12 protein-coding genes and 2 pseudogenes are annotated in these 11,411 nt (G+C 65.8%); 7 read left to right on the top strand and 7 right to left on the bottom strand.

What is annotated here, in order from left to right:
* Positions 1 to 769 precede the first annotated feature (769 nt).
* Complete coding sequence (locus CJ179_RS54170; protein ID WP_179377732.1) at positions 770 to 1,270, bottom strand: DUF932 domain-containing protein; 501 nt, start codon at positions 1,268 to 1,270, stop codon at positions 770 to 772.
* A gap of 35 nt (positions 1,271 to 1,305) precedes the next feature.
* Here CJ179_RS54170 and CJ179_RS34410 point away from each other — a divergent pair, with 35 nt between their 5' ends.
* Both CJ179_RS34410 and CJ179_RS34405 read left to right on the top strand, forming a co-directional pair.
* Positions 1,306 to 1,656, top strand: a complete 351-nt coding sequence (locus tag CJ179_RS34410; RefSeq protein WP_095864323.1) for a type II toxin-antitoxin system RelE/ParE family toxin — start codon at positions 1,306 to 1,308, stop codon at positions 1,654 to 1,656.
* Positions 1,653 to 1,958, top strand: coding sequence for a helix-turn-helix domain-containing protein (locus tag CJ179_RS34405; protein ID WP_095864322.1), 306 nt, complete (start codon positions 1,653 to 1,655; stop codon positions 1,956 to 1,958). Before CJ179_RS34410 ends, CJ179_RS34405 begins: the two co-directional genes overlap by 4 nt.
* A 987-nt stretch (positions 1,959 to 2,945) precedes the next feature.
* Here CJ179_RS34405 and CJ179_RS34400 read toward each other — a convergent pair.
* Together CJ179_RS34400 and CJ179_RS34395 are read right to left on the bottom strand one after the other, a co-directional pair.
* Positions 2,946 to 3,518, bottom strand: a complete 573-nt coding sequence (locus CJ179_RS34400) for a TetR/AcrR family transcriptional regulator (RefSeq protein ID WP_257015919.1) — start codon at positions 3,516 to 3,518, stop codon at positions 2,946 to 2,948.
* Positions 3,519 to 3,683: 165 nt separating this feature from the next.
* Positions 3,684 to 3,857, bottom strand: a pseudogene (locus tag CJ179_RS34395) (agmatine deiminase family protein); the annotation flags it as partial.
* Between the two features lie 873 nt (positions 3,858 to 4,730).
* On the opposite strand from CJ179_RS34395, the gene CJ179_RS53825 reads away from it, so the two are divergent.
* The 3 genes from CJ179_RS53825 (at position 4,731) to CJ179_RS34380 (ending at position 7,435) form a co-directional block, all read left to right on the top strand.
* Positions 4,731 to 4,997: a PTS fructose transporter subunit IIB gene (locus tag CJ179_RS53825; RefSeq protein ID WP_306454261.1), complete on the top strand. Its 267-nt coding sequence runs from the start codon at positions 4,731 to 4,733 to the stop codon at positions 4,995 to 4,997.
* An 87-nt stretch (positions 4,998 to 5,084) separates the two neighbouring features.
* A complete protein-coding gene (locus CJ179_RS34385; RefSeq protein WP_095864321.1) occupies positions 5,085 to 6,488 on the top strand; it encodes a sugar porter family MFS transporter in 1,404 nt (467 codons plus the stop codon).
* Positions 6,488 to 7,435, top strand: coding sequence for a carbohydrate kinase (locus CJ179_RS34380; protein ID WP_072950623.1), 948 nt, complete (start codon positions 6,488 to 6,490; stop codon positions 7,433 to 7,435). Before CJ179_RS34385 ends, CJ179_RS34380 begins: the two co-directional genes overlap by 1 nt.
* 35 nt (positions 7,436 to 7,470) lie before the next feature.
* Here CJ179_RS34380 and CJ179_RS34375 read toward each other — a convergent pair whose 3' ends face one another.
* Together CJ179_RS34375 and CJ179_RS54165 are read right to left on the bottom strand one after the other, a co-directional pair.
* Entirely contained in the window at positions 7,471 to 7,848 is a 378-nt protein-coding gene (locus CJ179_RS34375) for a hypothetical protein (protein WP_095864320.1), read from the bottom strand.
* Positions 7,845 to 8,249: a tyrosine-type recombinase/integrase gene (locus CJ179_RS54165; RefSeq protein ID WP_373560172.1), complete on the bottom strand. Its 405-nt coding sequence runs from the start codon at positions 8,247 to 8,249 to the stop codon at positions 7,845 to 7,847. Before CJ179_RS54165 ends, CJ179_RS34375 begins: the two co-directional genes overlap by 4 nt.
* A gap of 968 nt (positions 8,250 to 9,217) precedes the next feature.
* Here CJ179_RS54165 and CJ179_RS34365 point away from each other — a divergent pair.
* A pseudogene (locus CJ179_RS34365) lies at positions 9,218 to 9,550 on the top strand (ATP-binding protein); the annotation flags it as partial.
* A 269-nt stretch (positions 9,551 to 9,819) separates the two neighbouring features.
* Here CJ179_RS34365 and brnA read toward each other — a convergent pair.
* Both brnA and CJ179_RS54160 read right to left on the bottom strand, forming a co-directional pair.
* On the bottom strand, positions 9,820 to 10,056 hold the full coding sequence (brnA, locus tag CJ179_RS34360; protein WP_072950616.1) for a type II toxin-antitoxin system BrnA family antitoxin: 237 nt from the start codon (positions 10,054 to 10,056) through the stop codon (positions 9,820 to 9,822).
* On the bottom strand, positions 10,046 to 10,243 hold the full coding sequence (locus tag CJ179_RS54160) for a BrnT family toxin (RefSeq protein ID WP_373560171.1): 198 nt from the start codon (positions 10,241 to 10,243) through the stop codon (positions 10,046 to 10,048). Before CJ179_RS54160 ends, brnA begins: the two co-directional genes overlap by 11 nt.
* Before the next feature lie 354 nt (positions 10,244 to 10,597).
* On the opposite strand from CJ179_RS54160, the gene CJ179_RS34350 reads away from it, so the two are divergent.
* Positions 10,598 to 11,248 carry a hypothetical protein gene (locus tag CJ179_RS34350; RefSeq protein WP_257015918.1) on the top strand — a complete coding sequence of 217 codons (651 nt, stop codon included), beginning with the start codon at positions 10,598 to 10,600 and terminating at the stop codon, positions 11,246 to 11,248.
* Positions 11,249 to 11,411: the final 163 nt, after the last annotated feature.

Here is an 11,411-nt window from a genome sequence, read left to right as displayed (position 1 = left end):
CCGCGGCGCTGCTCCCGGCGCTCCGCGCCGGGAGACGGGGGCGAGTCGCTGCGCTCCCCGCCAGGGAGCCGCTGCGCGGCTCGCAGTGGGTCGGTTCCCGTTGCCGTCGACCGAGTCGCTTCGCTCCTCTGCGTTTTCGAAATTAGGCTCTCACCTTCGTATTTGATCGGTGCGACGAGCAGCGTTCCCGACAGGGAAACGAAGCTAGGGACGCGCGCAGGTGTGCCGGACTCGTCGCCCGCTCCCCTGCCCGACACCTTCACCGTCATACCCACAGCCTACCAATCATCTCCGCATCACGCATATACCATTTGAAATTCAAAGCATCCAAATATGTTGTACTGCAATAAATTACGCATCTAACAAAATATTTGTCGTGCATAATTATTGAAAATTGCTACTTACCAAGTAGTTGCCTAAACATATTGATAATCAACAACTTTCAAAATCAGATCGAAACGGGCGAAACCGGCACCCGCACCCCGGCGTCGCCCCCCCAACAGGTCGCCGGCACCCCCACACCACCCCCTGCATCACACCCACATCACAAACCGAACACCAGATCACAGCCCCATCACACACAGCGGTCCGCACCCCGCGCAGGATACGGACCGCCAGCAATGCGCAAGGATCAGCTCGTGAGGACCTTCTCCAGGGTGCTCACCACGGCGGCGTCGAACTTGTCGAAGCGGCCCGAGATCGCGCGCCCCCTGATTCCGCTCGGCACACGAGGCACCCTTCACCGGCTGCTCGTGATGCGCCCACGCGTTCACCGCCTGCACCACCCGAACGCAGATCCTCGCCAGATGCAGGCCCGCACATCACGGCGGTACACCTCCACCAACTCCTCCCGCACCCGGAACGCGATCGTGCACGAGCGACCCGCCTCCTTCCGGCACCGGATACCAGACGTCCAGGAACGCAAACCACTGCCGATCCGACACCACCACCGACGACAGGTGCCGCAGCGTCTCGGCGAACTCGTCAGCGGTCCCTCCACCACACTCAACGCCCGCCGGGCCTCCTCGATCCGCAACCCCGACAACCGGCTGTGCCGAATCTTCACCCGCTGACCCCGCGCCTGCCCCAACGCGATCGCCATCGTGTTATCGCACACCGTCGCCGTCACGGTCCGCCTGTACGTCGTCGCCAAACTCACGTCCAACGTCGCCGCCAACAAAATTGGGACGGTAGCTGAACCCGTAGGAAACTGCGTGCCCGGGGCGTGGACGGTGACGAAGACAGCCGAACCTGGGCCTCCACCTGACACAACGGCATATATTCGTATTGATATAACCTAGGGAGGTGAACCGAGGTGACGAGAAACCAATCCGATGGGTGGGTAGCGCACTCGACGACCTACGCGATCTGCCCGCCGCCGCGCAGGACGATCTCGGCTACCAACTCGGCCGGGCCCAGCAGGGGCTCGATCCGGACGACTGGAAACCGATGAAGGACGTCGGGCCCGGATGCCGCGAGATCCGGGTCCGCACTCCGGACGGCGCCTTTCGAACGTTCTACGTCGCCCAGTTCGGCGAGGCGATCTACGTACTGCACTGCTTCCATAAAAAGACGCAGAAGACCTCGAAAGCAGACATCGACCTCGGCCGACGCCGCTACAAGGCAGCCCAGGCCTACGCACAGGAGACATCATGAACGACAACGACATCGCCGAAACCACCTCCGTGTGGGAGGCGATCAGTGACACCCCCGGCGAGGCCTACAACCGGCAGCTGCGCGCCGACCTGATGACCGCGATCCGCGCACAGATCGACCGTTTCGGCTGGTCCCAGGCCGTGGCCGCCGACAACCTCGGCGTCACCCAACCACGGATCTCGGACCTGCACCGCGGCAAACTGAGCAAGTTCTCTCTCGACGCCCTGGTCAATCTCGGCAGCAAGGTCGGCGTCCACCTCGACATCCACATCGACACCGACCGCACCCCTACCGGCCACTGACCACACCCCGGCCTGCCGCCAGGACAAACCCTGGCGGCAGGCCGGGCGAGCGAGCTCCCGTCGACTCAACGCCTCGTGAAACCCCATCGATGTCACCGCCGCATCGGTGTTTTACCATCGCCGTCTCGCACGGCGGCGAGCATCGCTTTCACTGGACGGGGAAAGAGCACGTCGAGTGGTCTGTCCAGGGTAATGGTGTAGCTGGTCGGTGGTAACGATTGGGTGGATTAGCCGGTTAACAGGCTGTCCCCGACGCTTCCGGTGGACGGGGCGATGCCGGTCAAACCAGCCGGCGTCGGCGTCCTGCTCCGAAATGGCGAGTAGGCAACGGGTCATGACGTGACCCCGTAGATGATGCCGAGGTCCCGGATGCCGTTTTCGATGGCGGTCGCCATCTCTTGTTCGGTGTCACCGGCGGTTGTCAGGGTTGCCTGGCTCGCCATCTCGGCCGCCAGGTCACGGATTGTCTGTTCAGGCTCGCGTCGCCGTTCGGGGGCGCGCCGGTGTCGTGGATGCTGCAGCGACCTCCGTCAGGGTGACCTCGGCGATAGCGATCTCGATTGACTTGCGCACCAGGTCCTCTGGGCTGGGCGTCAGTCCGTCTGGCTGTTCGAGGATCCACTCCACGACGCCCGCCACGATGTTGCGAGCCCCGGAATCCGCGAATGCACCCGAGCGGCCTCACCACCGCACCGCGGGCACACGGGCACAACGCTCGGTCACCTCGGGAACGGGCCCCGATTCGGATCGTCGATCCGACTCGCCAAACACCGGCAACATCGATACCTGCGATGCGGGAGCAGGACCCGCACACCGTCTTCAGTGCACCCGGAGAATCCTCACCCGCCCTCTTCGAGGCAGGTCTGTGACACGCCAAGCGGCTTCACGAAAATTGTGCGAGATCCCAGCAGATTCCTTACATTCCTCACGCGGGTGCGGATCGCGGTTGCCATCGCGTCGGTATCTCCAGCACCGCGTGGCGATGGGTCAGCCGTCGATGGATCCGTGATCGGTTCTGCTCATGGAGCCGTCTCGACCTTGACCGTCTCCGGCTGGGCCGAGTTCCACGATGATCGCGCCGGCGAGCAGCTCTCGTGCCCGCTCGGGGGTCGTCGAGCCGCTCAACCAGCGTTCGCTGAGACCCTCCACGAGTGCCGTGAGGCGTTCGCCGGCGGCGACAGGGTCGACCGCCGGGTTCGCCAGACCGGCGGCCTGTGCGTGCCGGATGAGGGTTTCGGCATCGCGCGCCCATGCCCCCGTGGTTGCGCGGAGCGGTTCGCGCAGGTCGTCGGAGAAGACGGCGCTGGCTCTGAGCTCACCCCAGGCGATGCTGTTCTCCCGAACTTCGGGAGTGCTCTGGATCTCGAGCAGGACCATCTGTTCGAGCCGCGTGCGAGGGTCCGTGGAGGTGAATACGTCGTCGGCGTAGCGCTCGGCCCGGTCGTTGATGTGGTCGAGGGCGCTGCGCAGTATCCCGGCCCGGTCCCGGAAGTGGTAGTAGATCAGGGCGGTCGAAACGCCGGCCTCGGCGGCGAGTTTCTCGACCCGCAGGCCGCGCACTCCGTCCTGCGGGTCGAGAAACTCGGACTGCTGCTTCCATTATCTGTGTTCGACGGTCTGCCACGGCACCTCACTTTACGGACGGTTCCGGGGCCGCCCGGTGTGATGCGGTGAGACCACATCACACCAGTGCCCCTGATTTCGGCCAGCGATCCTCGACCGTTGCTAGCCCGCGGGTTCCTGCTGGGTGGTGCAGTGGATGCCGCCACCACCGGCGGCGATGCCGTCGATGTTGATCTGCACCACGCGGCGGTCGGGGAAGAGACGTTGCAGCTCCACTTTCGCGGCCTGGTCGGTTTCGGGATCGCCGAACTCGGGGGCGATCACCGCGCCGATGGCGCGGGCCAGGCGCGGTAGAGCAGCAGTCCACACAGAGGCGCCTCGCTATCGTGTGTTGCGTTGCCGCTGAGTCGCTGTTGTCTTCGGCTCCTGGACCAGCAGCAGCAACGCAGCATGTCCTCGTCGCCGGCGTTGCTCGGATCGCCCTCGCCGCCACCGGGGAAACCTGCACCGACGGGAACACCCGCCGCCACCAGATGTTCACGTCCGGGTTTGTCGACGCTACTCACATCCACTTGGAGGGGACTACAAGGACTGTGACGGGTAGAAGCTGCGCACCGGTCAACCGTCATCGGGTCCAGCACCCGCTCGTTAGAGCCAACAGAATCCCTTGAAAGCGTCGTCGAGGTACTGCCCGCTGGACCTGTGCGCGCGCCTTCTCGTCCAGCTGCCGGGCAAGCCACCCATCCGGGTTGCCGAGTCCGTGCCGGATTCGTTCAGCGCGGCGCCCGGGAGTCTTCGACATCGCCCAACACCAACGAGCTGTGCGGACTGAGGCTGTGGGGTGGCGGCCGCCCGCCGACCGCATCCTGTTCCGTGCCAGACAGTTTCACGCGCGCGCCTGACGCTTTCGGGGAGACAGTCGCGCCATCACAGACTCCGCCCATCCAGACGGCGCGCGCCCGGAACTCCGGCTCGCACCGGCGCGGAGGTGATCGCACTGCAGGCCGCCAACCACTTCGGTGTGTTGTTTTGATCTGGACATTGGTGCCCGAATGTGTGTGTTTAGGCCCGTATATGTTGACATGAGAGCCACGTCACAGCTATAACTGTCCGCAGGCTCATCGATACAGCGACGCAGGATCAGGCAGGGCAGCCTCGATCGGTCCTCGCCTCGGCTGCGACAGCGAACCGCTAGGAAAGGCGCATGACATGAAGTTCGTAGCCGCAACCTCGTGCCCTACGGGCATCGCACACACATACATGGCGGCGGAATCGCTGGAGCAGGGTGCCGCCCGCAGCGGTCACGAAATCCACGTCGAGACGCAGGGCGCTTCTGGCTCCGAGCCACGCGACCCCGCGGTGATCGCCGCGGCCGACGGGCGTGATCTTCGCCGCCGCCATCGGCTCCGGCCAGCTGGCCGCCCCCGAGATGACCAGCACCTTCCCCGTATGCGCCACGCCTCGACCTCTCGCTGATGGCGTGTGTGTGCCCAACCCATCGCGCTGTGCACGGAAATCCTTCTTTTCCATGATATTTCAACCGCAAGAGAAAGTAGATCTCTCGTGAAACCCATAGTTGTTCGCAGCGCCATAGTCGCCGCGACCGGCGGGCTGCTCTTCGGATTCGACACCGCGGTCATCTCCGGTGCGGAGGAACAGATCCAGCAGGTGTTCGCGCTCAGCGATGCCAAGCTTGGCTTCACCGTCACCACCGCACTCATCGGGACGATCCTCGGCGCTCTGGTCGCCGGCCGGCCGGCCGACCGGTACGGCCGCAAGAAGGCGCTCTACGTGATCGGCGTCCTCTTCGTTCTTGGCGCCGTCGGGTCTGCCCTGGCCCCGAACGTCGAAATTCTGATGCTGTTCCGGTTCATCGGTGGCATCGGCGTGGGTGGTGCCAGCGTCTGTGCACCGATCTACACCGCCGAGATCGCCCCCGCGGCCAACCGAGGACGCCTGGTCGGGTTGGTGCAATTCAACATCGTGCTCGGCATCCTCATCGCCTATGCATCCAACGCCGTCATCCGCGCGGCGGTCCCCGGCGACAATGCTTGGCGCTGGATGCTCGGCGTCATGATCGTTCCGGCACTGGTGTTCGTCCTCATGCTGCCGACCGTTCCCGAAACGCCGCGCTGGCTGGCCGCCAATGGTCGATGGGACGACGCAACCGCAACGAGCAAGCGCCTGTGCGCCACCCAAGCCGACGTCGACTTCCAGATGAGTGAGATCCGGGAGTCGCTGGCGGCCACCGCGAACACGACGAAGGTGCCGTTCTTCACGCGCGGGCACCGCAAGGTGATCCTGCTCGCCGTCGCGATCGCCGTCTTCAACCAGTTGTCGGGCATCAACGCGGTCCTGTACTACGCGCCACGGGTCATGCAGGAGGCCGGCGCCAGCACGAACGCCGCGTTCCTGATGAGCGTCGGGGTGGGCGCGATGAACTTGGTCGCCACCATGGTCGGGCTGAGCCTGATCGACCGGCTCGGCCGGCGCAAGCTGATGATCGTCGGCTCGATCGGCTACCTGATGTCCCTGGGATTCCTTGCCGCCGTGATGTTCTACTACGAAAATGCGCGCGGTGGCGAGTTCACCTCTACGTCGTCGATATTGGTGCTGATCGGGCTGATGGGATTCATCGCCGCCCACGCCGTCGGCCAGGGCTCGGTGATCTGGGTATTCCTCTCGGAGATCTTCCCGAATCGGATCCGTGGTCAGGGGCAGTCGCTGGGCAGCCTGACCCACTGGGTGTTCGCCGCGATCACCTCGTTCGCCTTCCCGCCGATCATCGGTGCCCTCGGTGCCGGCGCCGCGTTCAGCATCTTCTTCCTCGCCATGGTCGGTCAGCTGATCTGGGTGCTGAAGGTGATGCCCGAGACCAAAGGTGTGCCGCTCGAGGAGATGGAGGCCAAGCTCGGCGTCGCACTCGACCACGGCCCGGACCGGCCGACCGCGGTACGGGCTCACTGATGACCCGCCGCGTACTCAGCCTCGGCGAAGCACTGATCGACGTCGTCACCAGGCCAACGTCCACTCAGGAACACGTCGGCGGCAGCCTGCTCAACGTCGCGGTCGGACTCGGCGCACTCGGCCACCCGGCCAGCATCTGCTCCCACTGGGGCAAAGACCCCCGGGGAAGTCTGCTCAGACAGTGGGCGGAGTCCGCCGGCGTGCAGATCACGCCCGGAACCGACTCCGCACACAAGACGTCGGTCGCGTTCGCCCGGATCGACGCGGACGGACGCGCAAACTACGAGTTCGACCTGAACTGGGCGGTCCCGCAACTCCCGGACCTGGAACCGTTCGGGCATCTGCACACCGGCAGCATCGCCGCCACCGTCGAACCAGGCGGCTCCACGGTGGTCGTCGCCGCCGAACGGATGCGGCTCCTCGGTACCGTGTCATACGACCCGAACATCCGTCCCGCACTGATGCATTCGCCCGACACCGTCGTCGACCGCGTCGAGCACCTGGTCTCACTGTCCGACGTGGTGAAGACCAGCGACGAGGACCTCGACTGGCTCTACCCGGGCGTGCCGGTCGAGAACATCATGCGGCGGTGGGTGAAGACAGGACCAGCGATGGTGGTCGTCACCCGCGGATCCTGGGGCGCCTACGCGCGACTGGCACACAACCGGGACATGCTCCACATCGACCAGACACCGGTCACCGTGGGCGACACCGTCGGCGCCGGGGACTCCTTCATGGCCGGACTAATCTCCGGACTACTCGACGCGGGCCTGCTCGGCTCACCCCAAGCACGGGATCGACTCGCGGCTGCGGACTGGCCCGATGTCCAACCCGCACTGCTCCGCGCGATACACACGAGTGCATTGACGGTCAGTCGATCCGGCGCGTACGCGCCCTCCCGGGCCGAAGTGCATGCGCTTCACGCGCTCGACCCGGCCCTCACCTGAACGATCGTCGCGGTCACCGAGGACGCCATGCTTGGTTACCGGCGTTGATACACAACCCCATTCACGAGAGGAATCACCGGACGTGCAACTGCTGTTCCTCCGGCACAGCCAAACCCCCGCCAACGTCCGCGGCGAACTCGGCACCCGGGGATCTCGGTGGCGGGATCGATGCCGGACATGTGGCGGGCGAAGCCGCGCACCACGGTCATCCGCCGCGCCCACACCGAACTGGTGGGATCGGCATCGGGACGTTGCACCCACTGCAGGGCCACGTCGACGGTGATCGTCGTGACGCCGGCCGCGTCGAGGTAGGCGACGAAGCGGGGAAGCAGTCGGGCGGCCTCATCGAGCCGGTGTCCCAGAGCTCGACGCAGCCGCAGGTACTGTTCGGCCTGCTCGGCGAGCGCGCTCATCGCCGTGTCCCGGGCCAGGGCTGGGCGACCGTACGTAACACGGCCCGATCGACCTTGGCGTAGCCGGAGGTGGTCCCCAGATCCGACTGACGCAGCACCTGGGCGATCTCGATCAAATCGGCCCCCCGGCGCAACAGCTCGGTCGCCAGCGCGTGCCGGAGCCGGTGACCACCGACCCGTGCCAGGCCGGCTCGCCGACACGCACGGTAGACGATCCCGGTGATCGTGCTCGGGTGCAGGGGCCGTGGAGGCGCGTAGATGGTGAGCAGCAACTGCGGACACCCGGACACCGGGCGCCCGTCGGTGAGGTAGTCGACGAGGGCCTGACCGACGTCGACGGGGAGCGGGAGACGATCGCGGCGGCGGGCCTTGCCCGCACCACGATCTCCCCGGCCCGCCAGTCGACGTCGCCGAGCCGAAGGGCGGCCACCTCCCCGGAGCGCAGACCCAGCCGCGCCAGCAGCATCAAGATGGCCCGGTCACGCCGTCCACTCGCGATGCGGCGATCGCACCCGGCCAACAGGGTGTCCACGTCGGCGGCGCTCATCGTCGCGGGCAATCGGGCACCGCGCCAGCTCGCCACCGGCGAAATGGCGCCACCCAGGTCCGTCTCGAGGATCCCGTCCAGATACAGAAAGCGCAGCAGCGCCCGCAGATCGGCGGCCTCTCGCTTGGCCGACTCGACCGTCAGCCGCGAACCGGCCTCGAGCATCCACTCCGCGACCTCCGTGCCGGTCAGATTCCCGATACCGATCTCGTCTCCGGTGCGCGATGCCCGACCCGCCAAGAATCGGCGCGCGAACCGCTCGTAGCGTCGAATCGTGGTCGGGGCCAGTCCCCGCACAACAATCAGATGGTGGCGATAGCGGACCAACATCTCATCACGACTCGTCGGCGTCGCCAGCGTCTCGAGCGGTACCACCTGCCGGTCCCGCAGATACTCCAACAGGCGCGCCACGGTCGCCACCGTCGGCACCCGCCGACGACCACTCGCCCGCCGGGATGCCAAGAATCCCTCCACCAGAGCAATACTCAGGTCCTCGACCGCAAGACCCTCGCCGGTCAGCCATCGATCGAGCTGTCCCATCAACACCATGTGGTGCCGGATGGCGCCGGGTCGATGCCCGAGTCTGCGCAACTCCTCCTCGAAGCCCTCCGCGAACGGCACCAGCGGTCCCGCACCACGCATCCATGAAATCGTGCCCCTCGGACACCTCCTCCGTCGGTGGAGCAACCTGCCCCACCGACGGAGCCTGGAACACGCGGGATTATCCCGACCCGAATTCATCCGGATCTATCCGGAGATGCTCCTCACCTGCATCAATGCCGCCGCTTCGATACCCGTATCGGGATAATTCCGGGGTCGGGATTACTCGACGATTTCGCGTTGCGGCCCCTGGACGCGACCGAGACCAACGACTTCTACGAGTTGGTCGTGGAGCGTCATCGACGCAAGGCGACGATCGTCTCCTCGAATAGGTCCCCAGAGTGGCTGTCGATGACCACCGACGCCCTGCTGGCGCAGTCTGCGATCGACCGGCTCACCTCCTCGGCGCACACCCTCGTCATCGAGGGCCCGCCCTACCGGCAACGCACCCGTCTGGGCATGGCGTGGTTGACAGTTCAGAAGGCGAGGTCGATGCTCGATGCCACCTTCGGGTGGTCCCATGCTCGTGGCAACGAGGTGGTCCCATCACCCTGACAAGCGACACCAGGATCGCCCGCGGCGCCCTCGGCGGGACCTCCCGCCGACAGAAAACGTCACCGCAACCAGATCATCCGCGGTGAACCGATCCGACTCCCCCCACCCGGTCGCCGGTGCTCGACCAGGAATCGAAATGTGCACCGACATAGGCGCCTTCGCCCATATGGGGGCCAACTCGCGGCGACGGAACTCCCGCCCCCACACCGAGACCACCGAGCCGAGTCCACCGATCGAGCCCTCGGTACCGCCACGCCACCGCGGCAGGATCAGGCGGCCGTTGAGCCGTTGCGTTCGAGCCTCTCGGCGATCCACACCTTGATCAGCGACTGCCGGGTAACCCCGAGACGAGTCGCCTCACGATCCAACTCTGCGATCATCCACGCCGGGAAGTCGACGTTGACACGCCGCTGCTCCTCGCCCGGGCGCCGGGCCCTGGCCGTATCGAGCGCGAACGTCACGTCCTCGCCGGCATCAAAACGCTCGTCGAACTCGTCAGCTCTCATAAAGCGCCACCTCTCCATCACGTGAGCGCCGAACCGAGATGATCCGGGTCCGGTCCGCACGATAGGTCACCACCGCGGACCACCATTTTCCGTCAATCACACCGATCACCAGCCACCTCGGCTCATCCGTAGTTCTCGCGGGCACCTCGAGCCGGTGCGGATCTCGCCACAGTGCCTGCGCCGACAGAAAATCGATGCCGTGCTTGGCCAGGTTCGCTTCGCTCTTGTTCGGATCGAACTCAAACCCAGAAATGTATAGAAACTATACCATTTTGGCTGGATGAATTCCCCGCTTTCCCACGCCAGCTCAGGCCGGAAACTAAAACGTACGACTCGACACCGGCGCCGTCGGAACCAGAGCTGATCCAACGAATGGAGCCTCGATCGATCAGTGACCTCCCCCGGCGCACCCGTCACTTCGCGCTGGAGCGGACCGCGGGGTGGGTCCGGGTCCTGACGTTTCCAGTCGCCTGCCGCCGCCACCGCGGGCGGACTGGTAGACAGACCAGGTGTGGTGGAACGCTCAGATCAGGAGGCCTCGATGCCGCGACCATCATCGTGGGTGAGCACCACGGCGTCCACCCTCGGCGAGGAGCTGGCACGCATCGGTCTGACCGTCCCCACCGACCGACTCGAGGCCCTGCTCACCGACCGAGTCGCCGCCGTAGCGGAACAGATGCGCATCACCGAACGCACCGCCCGCCAGTACTTCGACCACGACACACTGCGCACCCTCGCCCGCGAACTGGCCCTGAGCATCAAAGAAGAGGCACCCGGCGCCGACCTGCTGACACTGCCCCGCACCATACCCATGCCCCTGCCCACCCTCGGTGCGACGATCGCCGCCCTCGTCGAGGCGGCCGCCCTCGCCGGCGTCGACAAGGATCCCCACGAGCCGGCACCAGCGATGGCACTGATCTCCACCCTCGGCGTCCTGACCCGAGAGCACGCCGGCGACCTCCCCACCGTCCGAGTGCCGGAGCCCCTCCTCACGCGAGCGGCGCGGCTCATCGAGAACACCGCCGCCCTCGTACACCACGGCTGCCCACTACCACCAGACGTCGCCGAGGACGTCCGCCCCCACCTGCAGAAAGCACTGCGCGACGACGCCGCCCGGCTCCGGGCACTGATCCCCGACACCGGCCGACGGTCCGGCTCGGGTCTCTGGGCGGTTCCCGACGACCCACCATGACCACCGTGGCCGTCCCGGGGTGCATTCGTGTCGCAGAAACGATCGAATGAGAGACAAGTCGAGCCACCGCACAACCAGGCAATCGACAGACTACGGAGATCGACGCAAGCACAGAGAGCGGCGTTGGCTGTTGCTCGGCTCACGGCCCATGGAGTCGGGCGTT

The sequence above is a fragment of the Rhodococcus sp. ACS1 genome, from assembly GCF_002300155.1.
In the GTDB taxonomy this organism is placed as follows: domain Bacteria; phylum Actinomycetota; class Actinomycetes; order Mycobacteriales; family Mycobacteriaceae; genus Rhodococcus_F; species Rhodococcus_F koreensis.
Note: the sequence above shows the minus strand (reverse complement) of the source record. Positions and strands in the feature narration are given on the sequence as shown.

Coding starts and splice junctions, on each gene's coding strand:
- CJ179_RS34405 (WP_095864322.1), top strand. CDS start 1,653: ATGAACGACAACGACATCGCCGAAACCACCTCCGTGTGGGAGGCGATC.
- CJ179_RS53825 (WP_306454261.1), top strand. CDS start 4,731: ATGAAGTTCGTAGCCGCAACCTCGTGCCCTACGGGCATCGCACACACA.
- CJ179_RS34380 (WP_072950623.1), top strand. CDS start 6,488: ATGACCCGCCGCGTACTCAGCCTCGGCGAAGCACTGATCGACGTCGTC.
- CJ179_RS34375 (WP_095864320.1), bottom strand. CDS start 7,848: ATGAGCGCGCTCGCCGAGCAGGCCGAACAGTACCTGCGGCTGCGTCGA.
- brnA (WP_072950616.1), bottom strand. CDS start 10,056: ATGAGAGCTGACGAGTTCGACGAGCGTTTTGATGCCGGCGAGGACGTG.
- CJ179_RS34350 (WP_257015918.1), top strand. CDS start 10,598: ATGCCGCGACCATCATCGTGGGTGAGCACCACGGCGTCCACCCTCGGC.